We start from the raw sequence: 24,158 nt of genomic DNA, 5'->3' as shown, positions 1-24,158 counted from the left end.
CCACGGGCTTGCGAGTAGTAAGTCCACCCTATGCCGATTAATGTCGCAAACGAAATGACCGATGCTTATAACTTAAAATTAAGATCCTTCGATATGGGGGATCTGGAACAGTTTAAGACAGTATTCATCAATGAAAATCGAGGAAAGCCAATCTTCCTCCTTAGATTTCAAAATATTTCCACAGTTTCTCTAGTAGAATTCATACAATTGATCCCTCAAAGGATCTCGGACATAGAACCTTCTCATCGTGAATTATTTCGTTATTATGCCTACGGTGATAAAAAGAATCTTCTGATCGGCGTGGCTCCTCTAGATAGTACAGGACCAATCAGTCTTGCTAATTTTGATGCTGCGATGGGAAGATTTCACGATCAAGTAATTCGTACCGGAACTTTTAATTTCGATTTCGGAATTGGAAGGACTCAGTGTAATTTTATTTCCTATGTAGAAGAGATCTTCAGAGAGCTGGAAACTTCTTCTTTAAAAAACCTGAAGGACAATCTAGTTCGTTGGAGTTGGACTTATCTGAATCGTGTAAACGATTACTTCGCGAGCGAACGTGCAGATGCGGTCATCCAACCGATCATTCATTACAATCATAGGGACCATACATTCTCCATGAAAGGTGGGGAAGTTTTCGTAGGTGGGGAGGCATACGCAGGCTACGCCGATCTAATCCGAGACATTCCTCATGACCAAGATCTGAATAGAATAGAACTTCTGATCCTAGAGAAGTTGATCATGTCTTGCAATGGTTCGCCTGGACTTCTGAAATTTAATATTTCTCCTCAGACTCTAATAGATACATTCGATACGGACGAGAAGGTCACACGTTTTCATGAATTACTTCTGAAACAAAACCTGAATCCTCAAAACGTTCGTATGGAATTGATCGAAAAACCTTATGAAGAAGGAGAGGCGACTCTCAAATCCGTTTGTAGAAGATTCTGGAATTTCGGGATCAGTTTTGCTGCGGATGACTTCGGAGTAAAGAGCCAAAGTCACCAAGTCGTTTTGGATCTAGGAGAGATGATCAAAGAATTTAAATTGGATCCTATCAGTTTCAAATTCAAAGCAGACCAAGACTTAACTAAATTTTTGGATAACCTTGCATTTATAGATTATTGCAGAAGACTTTCAGATAACAGGGAAGCGATCATCACTGCGGAAGCATTGGAAGATATTGATTCCTTGAACTTTTTAATTACCCACCAAGTGTATTATTTCCAAGCCAATCTATTCTGTAGAAAGATCTGGATCCAAGATTATCAGGAACGTTTTAAAGAAATGCAAAAACTTCCGGAAACTGCGGTCACTAAGGTGTTAAGTTCTCCCGAACTGACTCAAAGACTGAAAGAAGTCGGCAATATTTTCGTTCTAGCTAAAGAAGTAGATCTGTTTTAAAGTCGGCGTGTAGGAGTTCCTACACGCATCACAATCTTCTTTACTCTTTCAAGAAGTTCAAAGTCGCCTTCTGGTTGATAATCCCATTGTCTTTCAAAGTTACCTGTAGAGCATCTCCAGCGTTCTCGATCTCAATTCGGAACTTACCTTCTTTGTCGATGATCGGGCTATTCTCCACGTATCTTCCTTCGAAAATTTTCTGCTTATTGAACTTCACGACGTAGTTCACATTATCCTGGCTTTCGATTTCGAGGAGAACTTGGTTCACGCCCTTGGAACCGTCCCAAGACATAGCAGTCCAAGGTCCTTTAAATTTTTCTAAACTAGAATCTCCACCGAAGGAACGCATTACCTTTGCAGGTTTTGCTTGGGAAAGAACCGCGGAGACTGGAGTGCCCTTATCACTTTCTCCTCCCAAATCTGTTTTAGAAGTTACCGAATATAGATACAAAATCTCTTTTTCAGGAATATCTGCAGTAAAGTTCGTAGTCTTTTCATTGGTTCCTGAAACAAAATCCCAAGAAGAAGCTCCTCTTTTTTTACGATACACATAGTATTCGTTGGCTCCTTTTACAGAGTCCCATTTTAAGGAAATTTTCCCCGTTTTCGGATCGAGCGCACCTTTGAGATTCGTAGGGGTTGGAAGTTTTGCAGCTCTATGTTTGTTTGGATCTATGTATCCGTAAGCGTAATCGGAGAATGGCCCGGATTGTCCGTCCTTATTCACCGCTGCAACAGCATAGAATGCATACTGGCCATTCAGCTTTTCGTCAATGAATGCCTCCTTTGCTTCTTCTCCAACCTTGGACCAAGCGCCTCCTCCGAATAATCCGCTCACATCATAACGATAGACCAGATATTTAGATGCGCCTGAAACTTTCTGCCATTGCACTTCTATTTTACTATTATATAATCCTTTTGTAGCGGTAAGCCCAAAAGGTTTCGGAGGTTTCGCCTCTGACTTCATCGTAAATCCGGAAGCTGCGTCGGAAGCGTCTCCCGTTTTACCGTTGCTAATGGCAGCGATTACATAGAACTCGGTTACTCCGTTCTTAGCAGCAGCGTTATCAGTGTAGTTCGCATTCTTAACTCTTCCAACAGAGAGATATTTTTTCTGGTTGGAGTTCCACTTATAAACGTAGTAATCGGAAACGCCGCTAATTGGCTCCCAAGCTAGATCAATTTTGTTCGGATATTGACCTTGGCTTGCTTTGACTCCCACAACTTTAGGAGGAGCCTTTGCTTCTTCCGTTTTTGCATAACCGATTGCCTCTCCATCGGATAGATCGGAAGAATCAGTGTCAGTTAGAGTCGCAACTTTATAAGAGTAAGCGATATCCTTTTGGATGCCGTCGTCTGTAAATCCATTCGTCTGAGAAAGCCCAACCTTAGAAAAAGAAGAATCTCCCGGACCCTTTCTGTGGATCTCGTATCCGATCGCGACTGGAACGGATGCCCAAGTTAGAATAACCTTATCAGAATAAGAACCTTGGGTAGCAGCAATTTCTTTCGGAGGGGTTGGTTTTACTTTTTCAGGAGGAACCGGTTTTACATCTGTAGCAGGTGTAGTAGTGGTTGTATTCGTGGTAGTTGTAGGAGCAACATCGTCCACAAGAACGAAAGCGGATTGGCAAACCTTGGTGAACCATCTGTAATCAATATAACCGTAACCATTATCTCCCCATTGAGTAGACCAAGAGTTGATAAACTTGAATGCACCTTTGGAATCGTCGTAACCTACGATTGCAATTGCGTGTCCTCCGTAGGTTTTTCCGACTCCTTCTTTATAAACTTCTTTTCCTTTTAAGTTCATAAAGTTTTCGTAAACTATAATTCCGGCAACGACTGGTCTTCCGAGAGCAAGTTGATTTTTTAGTTCGTTTGGATCCGTTTGCCTGATCCTTAAAAACTCTTTTGCTTTATAAGAAGAAGCAGTATTAAAAGCATCTTGGGGAGGGCGAGCCAGATAATCTCTTTCATTATAAGGCATAGAAGACCAAGGAGCCGCTCCTTTTTCTACGACTATACGCATTGCATCAGAGATTAAAGAACCATTGTCCCTTCCTCCATTGATCTGGTTATAGATGAATGCAGGCGAGAAGATATTGGAATAGTTTGGACTTCCGGAAGAGTCGCTTAATTTCCAACCTCTGTCTTTTCTTTCCATATATTCCTGAAAAGACTTGGTAGCATAAGCGGTAGACCAGGCTACACAAGAACTCTGTTGTCCTTGATCTCCCACAGGAGGCATGTACTGGGACAGATCCACAGAAGAAGAAAGTCCCCTATGCGAGATCCGATTTGGGTTTGCTTCTTTCAAAGAAGCCAAAAGTTCAGCCGGTTCTTGTTTCATCCCCAGGCCGGGAGTTGTTTGGGAGAATAGGCTGCCAGCGGAGAGTAAAAGTAATAAAGCGGATAATAAACGTAAATTCAGTTTCATCTATTCGTCCTTTAGTTCTTGATTAGAGATAAAATATTTTCTTCTAGTTGTTTGTTGTATTCTCTGAATGCGTAAGGATGAGGCTCGTATAGGCCGATCACTTCCGATTCAACACCTTTGCTGTCCTTTACTTTTTTCTTAATTAAAAAAAGTATATATTCTCCTTCTTGAGGAGCTGCCTTAAGCCATTTTCCGAATAGTTCAGGGAATATTAAAAAGGCGATATCAAACTTTTGTGGGAGTTCCTTCCCGCCCTTTAATGATTTTAGTATTTCCACACTCGCTGTTACGGAGATCGAGTTAGAAGAGATCTTACTTTCTTTCACATTGGAAAGTTTTGCCAAAGCGATAAAGTTAGAGGAATTCACCTGAGATTCCAGACTGGGTGGCGGTGTTAATGCGGAAATTGGTGAGAAGAATAATAGGATCAGTACGAATAGGATCGATACGAAACGTTTTTGCATTTGGAATAACTCCGGAAACAATTTGTTAACGCGGCTTTCCACTTTACTTCTAATCCGGGACCTTTTTCAAGAATTTTCCTTTCTAAATGGAATCTATAATATTCCAATTTTTGGAAAATAATTTACTATAAGTTGTATTTTAAAAGGGTTTTAGGGAACTTATTTTGCTCGGACGAGGAGGGAAGGCAGATCTATTGAATCCGGTTTTTCCGGAATTTCAGGAAAGATCCCTTTGATCCTTGGAGAATCATCTACCCAAATTAGTGCTGTCTTGTATTTCATATTTCCACTTTCCGGGTGGATATATGCTTGGATCCCGAACGCTCTAGCAAGTTCCAATGCCGCACTTGAGCTTGCAGGTTTAAGTAAAACTATCTTTTCACTCAGTTTGCCGAATTTATCTTTTAGATCTTTGTATGTGTCTTTTTCCGGAGTTAAACTGATGAATACAAATTGAGAATCTCCTGGTGCCGATTTATCAAACCAATCCAGGAACTTTTTCACTTCATCCAAATTGTTTTTGGAAGAATCTAAAAATCCAAAGTATAAGAAGCTTTGTTTGCCTGAGAATACGGATTTTAAGGAAACATTCTCTTGTTTTTCTGCGAGAATTAAGGTTTCTTCAGGAACATCCTTCTCCGCTTGGATCATTCTCGGATTGGAATGAGAAAAGAAGAACACGATAATCAGACTGGTGATTACGCCGGTCAAAAAAAATTTCCAAGCCCCGGATTCCATCTATAGTTACAATGGACGAAAACTAAGGATAAAACCGCAGCTATATTCTTAAAATTTAGTCTTGAATATAGAAGGAATCTTATTCAGAAAAATATTTCCGGTGTGTAAAATATGGAAATATTTAGGCTGTTTAAAACGTCAGGATCAATTATCGTCCAGTTCGAAATGGACAGGCACTCTATGATTCATACGAGTCGGTCTTCCTTTGGCATAACCGGGACTCCAACGAGCCAATCGAATTACTTTGACTGCCGCTTCTTCGAAACCGTATCCACGAATAGAAGACTTGATCACCTTTGCATTGATCAGATTTCCCTTCTCGTCTACTTGTACTTCCAAGTAGATCATTGCATCGGAGATACCTTGTGCGCGAGCATTCTCAGGAAAATAATCTCTTAAAGAAAAATCGATGATTGGGGTAGGGGCCTTGTCTCCATAAAAAGCGAATAAGAATCCGTCTTTGTCGGTACCTTCTCCGCTAATCTCATTCTCTTTGATCTCATTTGGGTCTGGATCTTTTCCTTCTTCATTCGAACCTTCTACCCATTCGTTTGGATCTTTATGAGTTGGAGAAGTTTCTCCTCCGATCAATTCAGGAGGAATATCTTGGATATCTACTTCTACATTCATCTCCAATTGTTCGGAATCTACGAATTCCTTTTCTTTGTGAGTGATATAGTAGTAAGTTAAGAACAGGAATAGGTGAAAAGCAAGCGATCCGTAAACACAAATCTCCCAAAGAGAAAGTTCTTTGAGTTTTTGGATTACGTCAGTCTTTACTTTTTCCAGAGTAGGGTTCATTTCTCCGGATCACCTCTTAACGGATAATGCGATTTGGTGCACGCCAGCCTTTTTGATCTTTCCCATAGTCTCAGCTATTTTTCCATAAGGAAGGGAAGAATCAGCGGATAACGTGATCCTCATATTAGGACGGATTTTGGCTTCTCGTTGTAATTGAGCTTCGAGTCTTGGGAAATCTGTTTCATTCCCTTCTAAGAAAATTTTTCCGTCTTTAGATAACGCCACCTGAACGGTTTTAGCTAGATTCGCATCCACTGCATCCGCTTTAGGAAGATTGATATTGATGGATTCTTTTTTTAAGAAGTTCGCGGTAACCATAAAGATCACCAAAAGAACTAAGATAACGTCCACCATCGGAGTAATATTAATACTGCCGATTTCTTCTCCGTCGCCGGAAGAACTTTGACCTGCCATAAATTCTCCTTTCTAGAAATCCTCGGTTTAACCTTTCCGAGACAGGCTTGCTAAAAATTCTTTGGAAAGAATTTCCAGATTGGATTGGATGATTTTCAATTTTCTGGTGAAATAGTTATTCGCCATTACCACAGGAATTGCGACAGCAAGACCGACAGCAGTTGCGAGTAGAGCTTGTGAAATGGTTCTCATAACCACTTCTCCGGCCGCATTCCCCAAAGTTCCTAATTTATAGAATGCGCTGATTACTCCGAATACTGTTCCTAATAGTCCGATAAATGGAGCATTGTTCCCGAGTGTGTTTAGGATAGAAAGTCTTGTCTCGAAGCCGACTCTTTCTCCGATCATCTTTCCTTCCATTAATTCGCCTAGGCTTTCTTTTCCACCTTTCGAATGTTCGGAGGAGAAGTCCGCGAATCTTGCGTAAACATTCTCTGGATAATTTTCTGAAAATTTGGGAGCTCCGGAAAGATCTCCCTTTCTTGCGGTTTGGATGATTTCAGGCAATACGAAGGAGGAATCTTTCGTATTTTTAATGAATATGATCGCTCTTTCTACTACAACGGCCACTGCAAGAACACTCGCGATCGCCATGATCACGAAGATCGCCGTTTCCATGTACCCAATAGCATTTTCAAAACTCATTTTATAGTTCCTTCTTAATTTCTGTTTTTTTGTCTGATACGATCCCAGTCATTCTGTTTTTGTTCCGAAATTTCGGGCTTAAAGTTCTGGTTCTGATGAATAAAGTTCTTTGCAATTTCTAACGCAGCCTAGAGTTTCCACTCCGGAGTTAGAAATAAATTCGGAACCTTCTCCGCTACAATCGTTTTCAGATCCGACCCTCGACCAATAGGCCTCGTTACAATTAAAAATACATTCTTGGGTTTTGGAATTTAAGCCGGACATCTGCTCTTGGGCCAATAATTGGCTGCAATAAGTTTCGTAACTATTGACAGTTCCTCCGGAGAATAATCCGGAAATTTCGACTTCTCCGCTTCCGCTCAAGTCGGAGGAAGTTTTTAAACAATCTTCCGCTTCTTGCATGGAAGACTTACAAGCTGCAGATGGATTTGAGGAATAATTTAAAAGAGATTGTAATACCAATGTACTTTCGTTAGAAGCTTCCGGAGAATATTGGGAACAATATGAGAATATAACTAGAGCGGAGAATAATCCGAACCAGTGTGTAGATAATTTTCCCAAACTACGGACGTACATTAGAACTTCACCTCGATACCTATATTGAAGAATGGAATGATCACACCACCCGGCAACGGAATTGTTCCGAATGTCGGGCTAGGACTTGGGTTCGTTTTGGAATAAGGTTTCGTATTATCGAAATCTTCTCCGCCCACGTTCTCTCTTAGGTATACGTTTACTATCTCCAGGAAGGTATTTATATACCCCCATTCATAATTGAAAAATCTATCGAAACGGATGTCAAGTCGATGATAAGGCTTTAATCTACGACTATTGATATATTCTCCAAGGGCCGGATTATTGGCGTATTGAGGTACCCAATAGGTTTGGCCGTTTGCAGGGTTACTAAATCTTCCCCCGTCATCCCCCACGATAGGTGTAAACGGCCTGCTGGTGAGATAGGACCATCTTGCACCGAACTGCCACTCTTGGCTCCATCTCCAACCGAAGACCATATTGATCACATGGGTCCTATCGTAGTCGTATAATGTCTCTTTAGAATTCTTATAAAACTCGGCGGCGATTTGGGTCTCCTGGGCATTCAGAGGCGCGGAGCCCGGATCAGGAGTGAATATATTATTATTTCTGAATGTTTGGGACCAAGTGTAGGTTATCCAACCAAACCAGTTTCTGGTTCCAGGACGGGAATTCTTACGAAGTACTAATTCATAACCTCTGGACCAACCTGTTCCGCTATTGGAGTAGTTCAGTCTTTTGTTTACGATAAAAGGTTGCGCGATCCTGGAATACGGGTCGGGATTTGTGCCAATAGGATCGGTGATATAAGGATCGTCCACGATCAGATCGGTATATTCTTGTTTGAATATTTCTCCTTTGATCTGGTAATCACCTTCTAATAATTGTTCTATCCCTCCACCGTATTTGAATACTTTTTCAAAATCCAGGTGAGGGTTCCCGCTGTCTTTGTTAAACCTAGTATCCAGAGGAAAGCGGAAGAAATTACCTCCACCCGCAAAGATGGTGGTTCCTTTTCCGATACCTTCGAACTTATATGATGCCTGCGCTCTCGGGCCGAATGCACTATTGTTTACGTATGGAATATAGTCGTAACGTGCTCCAGGTTCTATATGCAAATTTCCTAAACGGATCTTGGTAGTAAGATAACCGTTATAGTAGGCTCCCTTTGCAGTGATATTCGTAGGAATAGTAGTGAAGTCAGGGCTTTGAGTATCATATGGATTCGGACTTAAGTTGTTCGGATCTGTTTGGATAATACTCGAACCGGTAGAATAATAATTTAATAATCTGTATTCTGATCCGAACTCAGCGCTAAAATATTTATTCGGATCCCAAAAAGCATCCTGACGCACGCCGTTATATGCACCGCTCGCTCTATTCTTTCCTTGGATAGAACCGAATGCAACGTTAAAGTCTGTGAATGGATCGTAACTGATCAGTGTTACACGATTGGAGAATGTATCGATCGGTTTCCAAGTGTACCGTAACGCTTGAGTCCTAAATCCTTGTCCTGAAGAAATACTTGCTCCTGCAAATGCAGCAGTTGAATCATTCGCAGGGTCGTTCTGGTATTTTGCCGGAAGATTTGCCGCAAAATCATCTTTTGAATAGAAGGAGTGGAAAGAAACCTGATGATGCTCGTTGAAATTATGAACGAACTTTACTTGAGAGTCTACGAATCTAGGAAGTCTTAAACCTTCCGGGAAGTCAGCGCCTAAAGCAGATGTCAAACCTTGCACGAATCTGTCCAAGTAACCCACGCGAGCGGAAGCGATCAGATAACCTTTTCCGCCGAAAGTAGGGCTCATATAACTGATACTACTGGACCAAGCCGAGATGATCAGGTTCTTCTGGGACTTGTCCACCTTGTCCACTGTGTCGATATGAATGACCCCACCCAGCGCGTTATTGAAGTTTGCGGGGAACACACCGGTATACACGTCGATTGATTTGATCAGGTTTGCGTTTACTACTGCACTCAATCCATCGAAGTGGAACGGATACAAAATAGGAAGATCATCCACTAAATATAAATTCGAGTTCGGATCGGAACCCCGGATCACATAGTTGTTTGCACCACCACCGAATGCCGCAGAAGGGACCACACCCGGAATTGTTTCCAATGCGCGTAACGGTTCCCCGAAGGTTCCCGGCATCCTTTTAATCTCTTCGTATTTGATCGTAGTCCTAGAAAGAATAGGTTTATCTCTTTCTGCAGCAACTGTGATTGTGCCCTTAGGAACCTTTGCCTTTGGAGAAGCTACGGAAGAATCTGAACCAGCATCCGTATAAAGAATAACCGTTTGGCCGGAAGCGTCCACGTTACCTTTGATATCTTGCATATCTTCTACTTTTAAGATACGGAAAGTATAAATCCCTGGAGAAGGTACTACAGCGTCAAAGTAACCTTCTGCGTCTGTCCTATAGATTTTTTTAGTTTCGAAAAGTAAAACCTGAGTCTTAGCTTCTCCTTGGTTTTTTTGTCTGGAGAATAGCCTGGCTTTAAAGGTTACTTCTGCAAACACATCCAATGGAGCGATTGCCGCGAGAAAAGCGATTTTGATCAGAACTTTTTTTAACGTCATGGCAATTTAGGATCCACAAATACATCTTTAAAATTCAAATACCAAGGGATCTCTCCTGCAGGTTTATCATAATAGATCCAAAGACAAACTACAGGATAAGAGTTAAAAGGACATTCCGCTTTGGTGATCGCAATGCTACAAAGATCTAAGTTCCTTCTCTGCACATCTCCAATCGCGACCGGAAAATGTGGCGGGATAGGATCTCCACATTTTTTAGAAAGATATTCTGCTGCGGCATAGATCTGGCTATTTGCATCTCCCTGAGGAACGGTATCTTCCCGAACACAATCTACTAATAAAATACAAAAGAAGCTGAATGCAAATACACGGGTTTTCATTTTTTACCCGCCTCGTTTGGAGTTACAGTAGGAGAGCCGATCACTGTGCCTTTGACTTTCAAAACACTTACTGTACCGACTGGAAAGAATAGGTGAGTCTCCTGCCAGTATTTAACCTTGATCAAACTTTTCCCTCCCGGGATCTTTTGAACTGCTTCACTAAGTGCATAATCCATATTTAATGGATTGGTGACAGGGATCAGTCCAAACAAAAAGAAAACGGAACTTTCTCCGCTCGAAACTCCTAGTTCCATATAATCTTTGGAACGAATGATCGTAGCAGAATCGATAAGTTGAGTACTCGTTACTCTGCCTCCCACATCTGTTCGGCTGAAAGTTCCCGAGCATGAGTATATCGTAAAAAATAAAAAACAAAGCAGACTGATAGATCGGAGAAGGATCATGTTGTGTTGGAATTAACGGCCTTTCTTTTTCGGATCGAAGATCTCTTCTTCGAATTTGATCGCTTCTGCAGAGATATGAAGACGGTTCATTGTTAAGAATACAAAGATGGATTTGTCAGTCCAATAGCGCACATTGATGAGAGCATCCGCCTCTTTTTCTTTCTTCAATTCCTCTAACAGTTGATCGATTGGAGGTTCGCCCAAAGGAATTCCGATAATTGCAATATCAAAGGTGAACCAGTATTTAGTTCCTTCTACAGGAGAGATCACTTTATACTTTTTATCCGCGACCGGAACAGTACTCGTTGCAAGTCCCGCACTAGAAGTTGCGCAAGAGATGATAGAAGTCGCTAACAGAATAGATAAAACTAGTCCAGAAATACGAGGTTTCATGTTTTTTCCTTTTCCAATACCGACTCTGGTCTAAGTCAATTTCTTGTTAGAGCAGAGACGTTTCGCGATTGAGGTTCAATCTTTAGTATCCACCATCAATCTCCCAAAAGACATATTTTCCAAGAAAAAAAATTCCATCCGGAACCGGAATCACTAAGATGTGGTCGGGACAAACGTCGTTTAGGAAAGAAAATATATTACAAAACCATGATTCTTTGGTCTCGTTGAATATTTAAGTTTGTTAGTCTTCGTGTTTATAATGTTTTACAAGTCTACGAGCGGTTTGGTAAGAACCTGCCAATCCTTGGGTTACAAGTTCTTCTGCCTTCTGGAAATCATCTCCTAACTTAGAAAAGAAATCATCTAATAACATGGATTGAACTGATTCATGTAACCAATGTTTGGCCTGTTCTTTTCTTTTTTTATCCAAGTAACCTTTGTCTTTGATTGCTTGTATGAAGTTTAAAATTTCAGTCCAGATCTCTGAGATACCTTCTCCGGTAACTGCTGAGCATGTTCTAACTTCTGTTTTGATCCCTGATTCATGAGAAGGAAGAAAATGAACTGCGGAAATTGTCTCCGCTTTTGCACGATTTGCTCTGGCAAGATTTTCGCCGTCCGCCTTGGTGATCGCGATCAGGTCCGCCATTTCCATGATCCCACGTTTGATCCCTTGTAATTCGTCTCCCGCTCCGGCTATTAATAGAAGAAGGAAGATATCCACCATCGAGTTGACTGCCGTTTCGGATTGTCCAACACCAACGGTTTCCACAAGTACTGTATCAAATCCGGCTGCCTCGCATAGAAAGATTGTCTCTCTAGTTTTGCGTGCAACTCCGCCTAAGGAATCGCCCGAAGGAGAAGGGCGGATGAACGCCTTATCGCTGCGAGAGAGAGTTTCCATTCTGGTCTTATCTCCGAGTATGGATCCTCTGGATAATTGCGAGGTTGGGTCGATCGTAAGAACTGCAATCTTTCTACCTTGGTTTAGAAGATGATTTCCGAAAGCCTCTATAAAAGTACTTTTGCCGACTCCCGGAATACCTGTGATACCTACTCGGATACTTTTACCTGAATGAGGTAAACATTTTTCTAATATAGATTCGGCAAGTTCCTGGTGAGAAGGTAACGTGCTCTCTATAAGAGTGATTGCCCTACTTAATAGAACTATATCTCCGGAAAGGATCCCTTGGGAGAAAGTTTCCGCGTCCGGAAGTCTCTTCTTTTTAATAGAGCCTCGGATATGGGTTTCTTTTTCTCCCTCGGTCTGAGGCATGAAGAGTTATCCTTCTACACTCTTGATCAGAAGTTCCAAGATCTCTGCACCTGCTTTAGAGATCTTGGTGCCCGGTCCAAAAATCCCGTTCACTCCCGCTTTATACAAGAAATCATAATCTTGCTGAGGGATCACTCCACCTGCGATTACTAGAATGTCTTCTCTTCCAAGTTTCTTAAGTTCTTGGATTACCTGAGGAACTAAGGTCTTATGACCGGCAGCGAGGCTTGAAACTCCGAGAACATGCACGTCGTTTTCGATGGCTTGTTTTGCAGCTTCTGCCGGAGTTTGGAATAGAGGACCTATATCAACGTCAAATCCCATGTCTGCAAAGCTTGTGGATATTACTTTTGCACCTCTATCATGCCCGTCCTGTCCCATCTTGGCGACCATGATCCTAGGCTGTCTTCCTTCCAACTTTGCAAATTTTGCGGAGAGTTCTTTTGCCTTTTTGAAATCCGGGTCATCCATGATTTCCTCCGAGTACACTCCTTTGATCATATGAGTGACGGATTTGTATCTGCCGAATATTTTCTCCATAGCTAAAGAGATCTCGCCAAGGGTTGCTCTTTTTCTAGCCGCATCAACTGCAAGTGCAAGCAGGTTTCCGTTGCCTGTTTTAGCACATTCTGTGATTGCATCTAAGGCTGCGGTAACTGCTGCATTGTCTCGATTCTTCTTGAGTTCATTTAGTTTGCGGATCTGAGATTCTCTCACCGCAGTATTATCGATGTCCAAGATCTCCAAAGGATTTTCTTTGCTAGGACGATAACGATTGATACCTACGATTACATCTCTACCGGAATCGATCCTTGCTTGTTTACGCGCAGCGGCTTCTTCTATCCTCATTTTGGGAATTCCAGTCTCTATTGCTTTTGCAATACCACCCAGTTGTTCCACTTCTTGGATGAGTTCCCAAGCTCTTTCAGCGAGTTGTGCAGTCAAAGATTCTACGTAGAAGGAACCGCCCCAAGGATCCACAACTCTGTGGATATTGGTTTCTTCCTGCAAATAGATCTGAGTATTTCTTGCAATCCTTGCGGAGAAATCGGTAGGAAGTGCAATCGCTTCGTCTAACGCATTTGTATGTAAAGACTGAGTGTGACCTAAAGCAGCCGCAAGCGCTTCTATACAAGTTCTTCCTACGTTATTAAAAGGATCCTGTTCCGTTAAACTCCAACCGGAAGTTTGGCAATGAGTTCTAAGAGCTAAGGATTTATTGTTCTTAGGATTAAATGTTTTAACAAGTTTTGCCCAGAGAAGTCTTCCTGCTCTCATCTTTGCGATTTCCATAAAATGGTTCATACCGATCGCCCAGAAGAAGGAAAGACGAGGTGCAAAACTATCCACATCCATCCCGGCCTTGATACCGGTGCGTAGGTATTCCAACCCGTCCGCCAAAGTATAAGCAAGTTCTATATCCGCAGTGGCTCCAGCTTCCTGCATATGATAGCCGGAGATGGAGATGGAATTGAACTTAGGCATGAAGTCGGTAGTATATTTAAAAATATCCGCAATAATCCTCATGGAAGGTTCAGGAGGATAGATATACGTATTACGTACCATGAACTCTTTTAAAATATCATTCTGGATGGTACCTGAAAGTTGTTCCGGTTTTACTCCTTGTTCTTCTGCAGCTACAATATAAAAAGCTAATGTAGGAATGACTGCGCCGTTCATTGTCATAGACACGGACATCTGATCTAAAGGAATCTGGTCGAAGAGTATCTTCATATCCAGAACCGAATCGATCGCAACTCCTGCCTTTCCTACGTCTCCCAGAACTCTTTCGTGATCTGAGTCGTATCCTCGATGGGTCGCTAAGTCGAATGCAACAGAAAGACCTTTTTGTCCCGCCGCTAAATTCCTACGATAGAATGCGTTAGATTCTTCCGCAGTCGAGAAGCCTGCATACTGACGGATGGTCCAAGGTTGTTGGACATACATTGTAGAGTAGGGTCCTCTTAAAAAAGGAGGAATTCCTGCTGCATAATCCAAATGTTCCAAGGACTCTGCGTCGTTTGGAACGTATACCGGTTTGACCGGGACTTTTTCAGGAGTATTCCAAATCGTTTCTTCTAATTTAGAAAGTCCTAATTCATCCAAAGCTTCTTTGGACCAGGATTCGAATTTAGTATCTCCAGTGACCGGAGTTCTGTTAGGGGAGAATGTAGGTCTTTTCATTGGATTCCCATCCTTTTTTGAAGATCGGAAAGTGTTTCTAATAGATTGGATCGAACATGGAGAAATCCGTTCACACCTGCAGATTCCAGTTCGGAAAGAATTTCTTTTGGATAACCGGCCACATAAACAACCGGTTTGGATTTTAATTTAGGAAGAATATCCTTCACATAAGATGCGACTTCTTCGTCGGAACTGCAGAAGACGATCATCTGAGGATTTTCTTTTTGTATATTTGCGATCGCCTCGTCAGAGGTTTCGTAACTTCCCGGATCTACTACCTGGAATCCTGCACATCCTAAAAAGTTTAAAGAGAAGATTGCTCTTGCTTTCTTCATTTTTAAGTCGCCCAAAGGAAGAAGGAGAACTTTTACGGAAGTTTTATTTTTTGCTTCGTAGCTTTCCGTTTTCATACGGATCTCTTCGATTGCGTCTCCTGCAAAAAACTCTGGAAGAGCAGTCACTTTAAGTTCGTTAGGAGAGGAAGAGATCGCAGAAGACCGGATGTTTTTATTTAGATCTTTGTTTTGGATCTTATCTTTAGAATTTGGATATTGATTCGTTCCAAGGAAAATCTCTTTACGAGTGGAGTAATTTTCTTCCTTCTTCTTTCTAGATTCTAAAATAGAACTTTGGATCTTACCGGATTTCAGACATTCTAAGAATCCGCCGTCCTTCTCCACTTCAGTAAACAATTTCCAAGCCTGTTCAATGATCTGGTCGGTGATCGTTTCAATATAATACGAACCGGAAGAAGGATCAGCCACCTTATCTAAATAAGATTCATGTTTTAAAAGTAACTGCACATTTCTCGCGATCCTAAGAGAGAAAGAATCCGCAGGCTGCAATAGATGATCGAATGGAAGAACATTGATGATCTCTGCCCCGCCAATCGCAGCAGAGATTGCCTCAGTGGTTCCTCTTAAAATATTATTATGAAGATCATAGATCCCGTAATTATATCTTGCGGTTTCCGCTTCTATAAACGGAAGAGAAGCTTCTCCCTTATCGGAAGAATAAGAAGAGAATATTTCCGCCCAAAGAGTTCTTGCCGCTCTGAACTTAGCGATCTCCAAGAAATAGTCCGGACCGATCGTAAATTGGAAAATCGTCTGAGAGTTTACTAGCTCCGGAGAAACTCCCAATTCTCCCAAACGATACAAATATTCGGAACCAAGCGCGAGAGTATAAGCAAGTTCCTGAACAATCGTAGAACCGCTATCTCTAAATGTAGAAGAATGAATTGTAAGTGCGCGGAAATTTTTCCATTTACCTGCAAGTTCTGTTAAGATCGGTTTTAAAGTTTCAGGGCCATGTCCACCTGAATGACCTTGCCTTGCGAGAATTCTATAAGGATCGTAGCCTAGTCCGCCCACAAGAGTTTTGTTTTTAGGAAGCCAGGAATAAAGTTCGGGAGATTTTTCTTCTGCAACAAAATGAAGAGTGATCTCGCTAAGAGGTAGATCTTCCAATAAGAAAGCAAGGTCCTTCTCATTTTTAATCTGTATTCCTTTTCTACCGGAGCCGACATCTGCAAGCACGAGACCCAGAGCGGAAACTCCATTGGAGATTGCTTCTACCGCTAATTCTTTCGCGGTTTTGATATCAGTCGCATCTATATCTTGTCTGATGCTCCAATCATTTGTGAGTTTACGAGTAGATCTAAGATATGGAAATTTTCCCGGAAGATTGGAGAGGAGCCATTCCTTTCCTTTTAGATTTTCTTTTCTATAAAACGGTTGGATCTTAAATCCTTCTTGGGTTTCCCAAACCAGTTTTTTTTCGAAGTCTGCACCTTTAAGATCCTTCTGGATCAGCTTGGTCCATTCTTCAGTAGAAACCGGTGGAAATTCGGAGAAAAGTTTTTCTGATGCCATTCGATTTACCGTCAGGCTCCTTTTTTCGTTTTAAGATAATGAGGAATGGAAGCAAATATGGAGAGTGCAAGAGTTCCTATGATCACTACTAAAGAGATCTCAATGGATACATGGATCACTCTTCCGAAAACGTATCCTGAAAACGCAGGAAGAAGAAGTTTTACTCCCACAAACGCGAGAAGTAGAGAAACACCTTTTTTCAAATACACGAAAAGTTCCATCACTCCTCCTAAAAGGAAGAATAAGGATCTGAGTCCCAAGATCGCGAATACGTTAGAAGTATAGATGATAAAACTATCTTGGGTAATAGAGAAGATCGCGGGGATAGAATCTATTGCGAAAAGAATATCGCTGAATTCGACGACGAGCAGTATTAAGAAAGTAGAAGTAAAAAGAGTTTTTCCATGTTCTTTTACCAAAAACTTTTCCGGATGGAATGTTTTGGACATAGGAAGAACTTTACGAGCGTACTTCAGAAGAGTCATATCTTCCGGATCGAAATCTTCTTCTTCATCGTGGAAGAACATTTTCCAAGCGGAGTAGAGGAGTAAGAATCCGAATAGATATAAGATCCATTCGAATCTAGAAACTAGTTCCGCACCCGAGAAGATCATTGCAGCTCTGAAGATCAATGCGCCTATAATTCCCCATTTTAAGATCATGGGTTGGTATTGAGCCTGTATCCTGAATTTCGCAAAGATCATAATAAACACAAAAAGATTATCCACGGAAAGTGAATATTCCAGAAGGTATCCCGCTAAAAATTCCAGAGTCTTTTGTTTTGCAAGTCCTGGGTTCGTCGGATCTTCGTGAAAAATATAAACTAAAAGAGAAAAACTGAAAGCAAGAGTGACCCAGAATAAGGTCCAGTACCCGGACTCTCTGAGAGAGAGCTTATGGGCTCTTTTATTCAGAACGAATAGGTCCAAATAAATCAAAAGGCCTACTACGACAGAAAAAATAAGAAAAAGTGTAGAATCTTTTTGGCTAAACGAGATCATCGCAGCTTCCGAGGCCCTATTTGGGCCTTTGAAAGACAGGTTCCTCGGTTTGATCTGGAAGACAATCCCAAATCGCCGGGTGTTTTGAGATTAGGAGCTCTGAATGATTTATATTATATTCCCGATTTTGGCCCTTGTTCATTTGGGAGTTCTATTTTTAGGTTCCGACATATTTCTGCTTCGTTTGATTTCCAAAATTGTTCCCATTTTATATTTAATCGCGTTAAGTGTAGGAGAAGGAAAATGGACAACTCGTGCCGGAATTTGGCTCGGGATCGGTTTGGTATTTTCGCTTGGAGGAGATACGATCCTGGCTTTCCCGGACAAATATTTTGTTTTCGGTTTGGGCAGTTTCTTAATCGCTCAGGTAGCATATTCCGTTAGCTTTTCTTGGGGTAATCCAGTACATTTTTTAAGGCTAATTCCTTATGTGATCTTTGGTACTTCTTATTTTTATTGGCTTCTTCCCGGGATCGCGCCCGCGTTAACCATTCCAGTTGCGGTTTACGTCTCCGCAATTTGTGTAATGGGTTGGAGATCCGCAGCTCGCGAAGTCTCTGCCAGAGATCGATTATTAGGAATTTTAGGAGCGATCAGTTTTATCATTTCCGATTCTATCATCGCACTAGGACAATTCACTCCGAACAAACTTCCGTTCCATGGAGTTTGGGTCATGTCGACTTATTATTTAGCTCAATTTTTAATCTATCTTTCCCAAGAAGAAGAGGAATAAAATAGAAAAAATTATTATTGAACCAACTTGAAAATCCTCTAGAATTGTCGCGACCGGAGTATGCAGAATGAGTATTAAACCTTTAAAAGAAACTACATTTTTGGAAGCTGTTGCAGCTGCGATCCAGCACGAGAAGGACTACTTCGAATTTTACATGGATACGTACGAAAAACTCCCTCCGGGAAGAACTAGGGAATTATTCGAAAAACTCGCAGAGGAAGTGGATGAACATATCAAATTTATCCAAGAGATCTATCGAGTGGCAGAAGGTGCGGAACTTCCGAACTTAAAACAATTGGCCGCCATCCATAAATTCCACCAAACCACAATCCAAAAGATCATGAATAAGGTGGAACGTACAATTACAGGTTCCGGATCCAAAGATGCTCACGAGGCTCTCGAACTAGCGATCAGAGAAGCGGAGAATTCAGTAGCATTCTACGAAAAGCTTACCACTAAATTCGAAGATTCGAATATTAAACTATTGTTTTCTAAACTAATGGATTATAGCCATAATTACCAATCCTTGTTGGAAGCTGAGTTGAATACATTCGACCAGACTCGCTCTGCGGGAGGCGCATACTTTTGGGACGAACAAGCGGAAGAAGTAGCAAAGGCAGTAGGAAATTCCAAACCTAATGGTAAGAGCTCAAAAGGATTAAAACCTTCTAAGCCTGTCAAAAAAGCTGCGGCTAAAAAGGCAGTGAAGAAGGCTGCCCCTAAAAAAGCAAAAGTAGTAGCTAAGAAAAAACCTGCCCCTAAAAAAGCTGCTCCCAAGAAAAAGTCAGCTGCCAAAAAGAAAAAGTAAGAACTAAAAAACCGGGAAACATCCGATTCCCGGTTTTATCTTTGGCCGCTCGGAGAAGCTTAAACCTTTTGGAAGAAGGTCTTAAAAAAGAAGTTTTCCCTCGGACGGATAGATCCAATCTGGCCTCGAGATGAAAACGAATCCTAGTCCGGATTGGACCAAAATACAACATTTGTACCCGGTAAACCGGGAAATGATCTGGTTAAACAATTGTGGGACCACTCCCGCAAATACGGACACCTTACATGCAGTCAATGAATATCTGCAAGGCTATGCTGCACGAGGCGGTAGCACGGAAGTGCGCAAATACCCAACCGTTAAAAAAGCGATCCGCACTATTCTTGCGGAACTATTAGGCGTAGAAGCAGAAGAACTTTCTCTAATTCACCATACCAACGAAGGGATTGGATTTATTTCCCTGGGTCTGAAACTAAAAAGCGGAGACCGCATCCTTCTTCTGGAAAACGAATATCCTTCTAATATTTATCCTTGGGAACATTGGAAGGAAAAAGGAGTTTCCATTTCTTTTGTGCCAATGGCAGAAACTCCGGATGGATTTTTAGAAAACTTAAAATCCTCCATTACTCCTGACGTAAAAGTAGTGAGTCTCTCTGCAGTACATTGGTGCACCGGAATGCCTTTCCCATTAGAAGAAATCGGGAGTTTGCTCGCAGAGAAAGGAATCGAGTTCGTTTTGGATGGAGCCCAAGGAGTGGGACTTCTTCCAGTAAGACCTAGAGAAATGGGAATTTCTTATATGGCTTTCCCCGCGTGGAAATGGTTACTCGGGCCTTTAGGACTTGGAGTTTTATACATTGCCAAAGAGAAATTAGAAGGCCTAAATTTTCCTTTCAAGGGCACCGGCTCCGTGGTAAACGACGAGGTCTATTTACCTTATAGAGAAGAACTAAAAGGTACGGATCGTTACGAAATTTCCACAGTGAATTTTATAGATTGGGTCTATTTTCAATCCACATTAGAAATGCTTCATAAAGTAGGTTTTCATAATTCTATGGAAAGGATCTATGAGCTAGCGGATTATCTTTCAGATAAACTGAGGGATGCGGGTTGGAAACTTGCTTCTGACCATTTTCCGGATTTTAAAACAGGGATCGTAGTCGCAGAAAAAGAAGGACTCTCCATGGAAAACGTAGTTTCCAATCTTAAGAAAAATGGAGTCATGTGTGCACTTCGTTTGGGAAGGGTTCGGTTCTCTCCTCATATTTACCTGGCCAAGGAACAATTGGACAGAGTAGTGGATCTAGTTTCGAGATAAGAACTTGGCTTCTCTCTTCGAAAAGGCAGCCTTATTATTTCCACTCTGGGTCATCTGCGGTGTGACATTCAGTTGGTTTTTTCCATCTGTTCTCCACGGATTTAAAGGACCTTGGATCACTTATAGTTTAGGACTGACCATGTTAGGAATGGGTATCAGCCTAAGAACAGAAGATTTTACCAGAGTATTCAAAGCTCCTAAGCCAATCCTAATCGGTGTGATCGGTCAGTACACGATAATGCCTTTGACTGGTTGGTTCTTGGGGAACTTCTTCCAACTTCCTGCTCCTTTAGCTGTCGGGATTATTGTAGTTTCCTGTTGCCCGGGAGGAGTCGCCTCTAACGTGGTTTCCTTTTTGGCAAGAGGGGACTTGGCGTTATCAGTTACGATGACTGCGATCTCAACAGTTCTATCAGTGATCATGACTCCGGTTCTCACCTTGTTTTTAGTGGGAAATAGTGTGGGTGCAAACGCTTCCGGTCTATTTTTTGATACGGTCCAAGTGGTGATCCTTCCCGTGATCCTAGGAATTTTATTAAATCGTTATACTCCTAAATTTGCGGAGAAGGTGAAAATCGTTTCTCCTTTGATCGCAGTTATCCTGATCACATTGATTGTCGCCTCCATCATAGGTTCCGGAAAAGAAGCAGTGATCCGTTCCGGATTTCATTTAATTTCTTCCGTATTTTTACTTCATATCTCCGGATATTTTTTTGGGTATTGGGCGGCTTATTTTGGGACCAAATCTTTTGTATGCGCTCGCACAGTTTCCATCGAAGTGGGGATGCAGAACAGCGGATTGGGTGCGGTTCTGTCCCGGAACAATTTTTCCGACCCTTTGGTGGCGATTCCGGCTGCAATTTCCAGTTTTGTGCATTCTTTGATCGGAAGTGTTCTGGCCGGGATCTGGAGAAGGTCCATTCCGCAGGAAGAAAGGGAAAATTCGCCGATTTCAGCCGATCTTCCTTGATTTTTGGCTGTTCTTTTTTTTTATAGCATAATCAGTCCGAATAGTGTAAACTGAGCGGCCATTATTTTGGCCTAAACTCGGTAAATTCCAGTTCAGACCAATCTTAGCTAAGAGTATCATCCGTTATGAGAGAGATCATTAAGCTTTCTTGCCAGGTTTGTAAGAAAAATTCTTACTTCCAGACCAAGAACAAAAAGGCGAAATCCGAGAAGTTGGTAACGAAAAAATTCTGTAAATTTTGCCGTGCCCACGTCGAACATAAGGAATCTAAGGTATAATTCCAAATCAGATGGTGACTAAAAAAGCTGCATACGATAAAAAGGTCCTGAGTGAAATATCGGACCTTCTTTTAGAGAGAAAAAACTCTCTATTGGAGAAGTATGCGAAGTGGGAAGATAATAGCAAACCTTCCGGCCTGAAAGAAATGGGAGATATCGCAGATATCGCGTCGGAAATCAATGAAGAGATGTTGAGTTCCGTTTTAACCGAGTCAGAGATCGAGACCATCCGAGAAATCGACGTGGCTCTCGAGAAAATCGAGGACGGTTCCTATGGCATTTGCGAGGGGACCGGCAAAAAAATTCCTTTAGCCAGATTAAAGGCGATCCCTTGGACTCGCTATACTGTAGAATATGCCGAGGCTGTTTCCAAACATAAGGCTTCCGGCAAAAAAGGTCCACTTTCGGCAACGCTGACCGGGACCTATAAAATTCCGTCTGATCCAGATTCTCTTGACGATTAATTCTCCGCGCCGACACATTTAGCCTATTTTTTTGGATTGAAATCTACTCGTTTTCGGCGAGCATTTCCAATTCGTGCCAAATCTTTTCGCCCGATTGAGGCCTCTTAAAACTCCTACCTTTCTTACACTGATCTTAACAGTGATCCTGTCCTACCTATTGCTGCGTTGGACACTTGTAGTCAGGGATCCGGATGGGAACCTTGGAATTGTATGGATCCAATTCCTGGCTGGATTACTTCCCAATCTTCATCATAGAAAGTCCGGTAGAATGTTCACCGCAGCATTCGCGTTACTTTCTCCTGGATTATTGCTCTATGGAGAAGGCGGGTATTTATATTTATCCGCTCTATTTGCAGGAGCGATTTTCGGGATATTTTTACGCCAATATATCTCCACTTTTTACGGGCATCCTGCAAACGACGACGACCCTGTATTAAGATATTTTTATATAAACCGTCCTTATAAGAACTCTCTTGAGTTCACTAAAAATCCTAGAACTGCATTTGTAATCTTGGCATCGTTTTTACTTCTGGATAGGCTGCTTGCCTATTTCGGAACAGATCCTTTGACTTCTTGGATCTTGCAAGATACTGAATATTCTGCAGGGATCTCTTCTAAGTATGCGTTCGCATTGAGCTTGGACAGTATAGGTTCTTGGTTATCAGCATTCTTATACTTCTTCGCGGAAGAAACAAGTTCTCATGATACGGATCCACCAGGAAAACATTGGAGAACAGGGATCACTGCAGGTTTTACTGGAAATTTAATTTTAGGTGCGATCCAGGGGCTCGCACCTTCTACTGATTTTCCTTTTACCGCAGGAAACGCAGAAACATTCGGAGTCTCCGCATTCTTCCCGGATGCTGCTTCTTTTGGAATAGGAATGCCGATCCTATTCGGATTTTTCTTCTACCAGATCCATAGCCGGAATTGGCGAATCTCTTCTCGAGTTTTATTAAGTGTTGCTGTGTTTATTGCACTGGGACTGGCGGGGAAATACCAAAGTTCCGGTTATTGGCTTTTGATTATTTTCCAAACCGCTTTAGTCATAGGGCTTACTTACCAAAGAGGATTCAGAAATCCTATCTGGAAATATTCTTTTATTCCATTCGTTGTGCTTGGGACTATCTCCGTTTTGGTAGGAGTGTATTTTATAGGTGGAATGGATTGGGCGTTTACTCCTTGGCAATTGATCAGAGAAGATGCGTCTAACGCATGGACTAAGGGCAAAACGGTTTCCAAAATGTTGGAAATTTTCTGGAAGGACGGTTGGGTCCAGACATTATCGGCATGGAACTGGTTCAAAGAAGCCCCGGTATTCGGACAAGGATTCGGCGGATTTGCTCTGCATTGGATCGAATCAGGACCTAGAGGAGCTTATTCTCCAAATGGGACCCAAGACTTTGCATTAACTTCTTGGGTATTCTTACTTTCAGAGGGTGGGATCTTATTCTTCCTTCTATTCTTTGCCTGGGTAGGCTTGGAATCTTTTACAAGGACTTCTTATTGGTTTCTGCCACTTCTATTCTTTCCGGTTACATTCTATGAGCCTTGGACAAGCGGCGCAGGTATATTAGGTTTTCTTTTAATATGGCTTTTAAGCGCATCCGGACCTTCTACTCGAACCCTGCCTAAATGGTGGATGGTTCCGGCATTCAATCTTGTTTGTTTGTTATTCGGTTTGGGACTGACTGCGAAAGCGTTTATTCGACAATCTTCCCAATTGCAAGGTCCTGAATTCAGATACGAAGAAAGAAAAACCTATCAACTTTCCGCAAAGGCAAAATTCCAAGAGAAGGCTGGGGGAAGATATCATTCTTTCCGTTCAGGAACTTCTTGGATCTTGGGCGATAAAGGAAATATCAGTCTACGTATTGCTTTGGATGAGGCTCCTAAATCTGGAAAGCCAGTGTATATCCGTTGGATATTCTCCGATCAGAATGGTGTGGAATTACAATCCAGAAGCACTCCTTTGACTGCTACAGTAAACCAAGTAGGCTTAGGAGTTCCTGCAGGAGCGAAAACATTAACCGCAAAGGTGATGAGGATTTCTTGGTACCAAGCTGGGCCTTCCGAGTTCTATATCGGAACAGATGATTTTGACGGGCTCAATCGTATCCGTTAAAACTTA

General features: G+C 41.8%; 23 protein-coding genes. 8 read left to right on the top strand and 15 right to left on the bottom strand.

Going from position 1 to position 24,158, the window contains the following annotated elements:
- The first annotated feature begins 54 nt into the window (after nt 1–54).
- Nucleotides 55–1,404 (top strand): EAL domain-containing protein, encoded by a 1,350-nt coding sequence (locus CH352_RS12350; RefSeq protein ID WP_100707589.1) that lies wholly within the window; start codon nt 55–57, stop codon nt 1,402–1,404.
- 40 nt (nt 1,405–1,444) lie between these two features.
- Here the strand turns inward: CH352_RS12350 and CH352_RS12345 are convergent, their stop codons facing one another.
- From CH352_RS12345 to CH352_RS12275, 15 genes are all read right to left on the bottom strand, one after another.
- Nucleotides 1,445–3,844 carry a C1 family peptidase gene (locus CH352_RS12345; RefSeq protein WP_100707491.1) on the bottom strand — a complete coding sequence of 800 codons (2,400 nt, stop codon included), beginning with the start codon at nt 3,842–3,844 and terminating at the stop codon, nt 1,445–1,447.
- Nucleotides 3,845–3,855: 11 nt separating this feature from the next.
- Nucleotides 3,856–4,308 (bottom strand): LIC_20196 family exoprotein, encoded by a 453-nt coding sequence (locus tag CH352_RS12340; RefSeq protein ID WP_100707590.1) that lies wholly within the window; start codon nt 4,306–4,308, stop codon nt 3,856–3,858.
- A 159-nt stretch (nt 4,309–4,467) separates the two neighbouring features.
- Nucleotides 4,468–5,019, bottom strand: coding sequence for an SCO family protein (locus CH352_RS12335; protein ID WP_243396376.1), 552 nt, complete (start codon nt 5,017–5,019; stop codon nt 4,468–4,470).
- Nucleotides 5,020–5,190: 171 nt separating this feature from the next.
- Complete coding sequence (locus CH352_RS12330) at nt 5,191–5,847, bottom strand: energy transducer TonB (protein ID WP_100707493.1); 657 nt, start codon at nt 5,845–5,847, stop codon at nt 5,191–5,193.
- A gap of 9 nt (nt 5,848–5,856) precedes the next feature.
- Nucleotides 5,857–6,261, bottom strand: coding sequence for an ExbD/TolR family protein (locus tag CH352_RS12325; RefSeq protein WP_008588965.1), 405 nt, complete (start codon nt 6,259–6,261; stop codon nt 5,857–5,859).
- Nucleotides 6,262–6,288: 27 nt separating this feature from the next.
- Entirely contained in the window at nt 6,289–6,906 is a 618-nt protein-coding gene (locus CH352_RS12320; protein ID WP_100707494.1) for a MotA/TolQ/ExbB proton channel family protein, read from the bottom strand.
- A 78-nt stretch (nt 6,907–6,984) separates the two neighbouring features.
- Nucleotides 6,985–7,482, bottom strand: coding sequence for a hypothetical protein (locus CH352_RS12315; RefSeq protein ID WP_100707495.1), 498 nt, complete (start codon nt 7,480–7,482; stop codon nt 6,985–6,987).
- Nucleotides 7,482–10,028 (bottom strand): TonB-dependent receptor plug domain-containing protein, encoded by a 2,547-nt coding sequence (locus CH352_RS12310; RefSeq protein ID WP_100707496.1) that lies wholly within the window; start codon nt 10,026–10,028, stop codon nt 7,482–7,484. The genes CH352_RS12315 and CH352_RS12310 overlap by 1 nt, the downstream gene beginning before the upstream one ends.
- The gene (locus CH352_RS12305) at nt 10,025–10,366 is read right to left on the bottom strand and encodes a hypothetical protein (protein ID WP_100707497.1); all 342 of its coding nucleotides are present in this window, start codon (nt 10,364–10,366) and stop codon (nt 10,025–10,027) included. Before CH352_RS12305 ends, CH352_RS12310 begins: the two co-directional genes overlap by 4 nt.
- The gene (locus CH352_RS12300; protein ID WP_423789715.1) at nt 10,363–10,686 is read right to left on the bottom strand and encodes a hypothetical protein; all 324 of its coding nucleotides are present in this window, start codon (nt 10,684–10,686) and stop codon (nt 10,363–10,365) included. The genes CH352_RS12305 and CH352_RS12300 overlap by 4 nt, the downstream gene beginning before the upstream one ends.
- 96 nt (nt 10,687–10,782) lie before the next feature.
- Nucleotides 10,783–11,163, bottom strand: coding sequence for an LIC20211 family lipoprotein (locus CH352_RS12295; RefSeq protein WP_100707499.1), 381 nt, complete (start codon nt 11,161–11,163; stop codon nt 10,783–10,785).
- Nucleotides 11,164–11,404: 241 nt separating this feature from the next.
- The gene (meaB, locus tag CH352_RS12290; RefSeq protein ID WP_100707500.1) at nt 11,405–12,439 is read right to left on the bottom strand and encodes a methylmalonyl Co-A mutase-associated GTPase MeaB; all 1,035 of its coding nucleotides are present in this window, start codon (nt 12,437–12,439) and stop codon (nt 11,405–11,407) included.
- A 6-nt stretch (nt 12,440–12,445) separates the two neighbouring features.
- Entirely contained in the window at nt 12,446–14,623 is a 2,178-nt protein-coding gene (scpA, locus tag CH352_RS12285) for a methylmalonyl-CoA mutase (protein ID WP_100707501.1), read from the bottom strand.
- Nucleotides 14,620–16,497 carry a methylmalonyl-CoA mutase family protein gene (locus tag CH352_RS12280; RefSeq protein WP_100707502.1) on the bottom strand — a complete coding sequence of 626 codons (1,878 nt, stop codon included), beginning with the start codon at nt 16,495–16,497 and terminating at the stop codon, nt 14,620–14,622. Before CH352_RS12280 ends, scpA begins: the two co-directional genes overlap by 4 nt.
- A gap of 11 nt (nt 16,498–16,508) precedes the next feature.
- On the bottom strand, nt 16,509–17,498 hold the full coding sequence (locus CH352_RS12275) for a TerC/Alx family metal homeostasis membrane protein (RefSeq protein WP_100707503.1): 990 nt from the start codon (nt 17,496–17,498) through the stop codon (nt 16,509–16,511).
- Nucleotides 17,499–17,601: 103 nt separating this feature from the next.
- On the opposite strand from CH352_RS12275, the gene CH352_RS12270 reads away from it, so the two are divergent.
- The 7 genes from CH352_RS12270 to CH352_RS12240 all read left to right on the top strand — a co-directional run bounded on the left by CH352_RS12270 (nt 17,602) and on the right by CH352_RS12240 (nt 24,152).
- The gene (locus CH352_RS12270) at nt 17,602–18,231 is read left to right on the top strand and encodes a lysoplasmalogenase (RefSeq protein ID WP_100707504.1); all 630 of its coding nucleotides are present in this window, start codon (nt 17,602–17,604) and stop codon (nt 18,229–18,231) included.
- 67 nt (nt 18,232–18,298) lie between these two features.
- The gene (locus CH352_RS12265; protein WP_100707505.1) at nt 18,299–19,039 is read left to right on the top strand and encodes a ferritin-like domain-containing protein; all 741 of its coding nucleotides are present in this window, start codon (nt 18,299–18,301) and stop codon (nt 19,037–19,039) included.
- 130 nt (nt 19,040–19,169) lie between these two features.
- Nucleotides 19,170–20,315 (top strand): aminotransferase class V-fold PLP-dependent enzyme, encoded by a 1,146-nt coding sequence (locus tag CH352_RS12260; RefSeq protein WP_100707506.1) that lies wholly within the window; start codon nt 19,170–19,172, stop codon nt 20,313–20,315.
- 4 nt (nt 20,316–20,319) lie between these two features.
- Nucleotides 20,320–21,285, top strand: coding sequence for a bile acid:sodium symporter family protein (locus CH352_RS12255; protein WP_100707507.1), 966 nt, complete (start codon nt 20,320–20,322; stop codon nt 21,283–21,285).
- Between the two features lie 125 nt (nt 21,286–21,410).
- Complete coding sequence (gene rpmG / locus CH352_RS12250; protein WP_010514486.1) at nt 21,411–21,563, top strand: 50S ribosomal protein L33; 153 nt, start codon at nt 21,411–21,413, stop codon at nt 21,561–21,563.
- Nucleotides 21,564–21,574: 11 nt separating this feature from the next.
- Nucleotides 21,575–22,027, top strand: a complete 453-nt coding sequence (locus CH352_RS12245) for a TraR/DksA family transcriptional regulator (protein WP_086445833.1) — start codon at nt 21,575–21,577, stop codon at nt 22,025–22,027.
- 157 nt (nt 22,028–22,184) lie between these two features.
- Complete coding sequence (locus tag CH352_RS12240; RefSeq protein ID WP_100707591.1) at nt 22,185–24,152, top strand: hypothetical protein; 1,968 nt, start codon at nt 22,185–22,187, stop codon at nt 24,150–24,152.
- The last annotated feature ends 6 nt before the right edge of the window (nt 24,153–24,158 follow it).

Origin of the sequence: Leptospira hartskeerlii (assembly GCF_002811475.1) — a bacterium.
In the GTDB taxonomy this organism is placed as follows: domain Bacteria; phylum Spirochaetota; class Leptospiria; order Leptospirales; family Leptospiraceae; genus Leptospira_B; species Leptospira_B hartskeerlii.
This window is presented reverse-complemented; position numbering and strand designations above follow the sequence as displayed.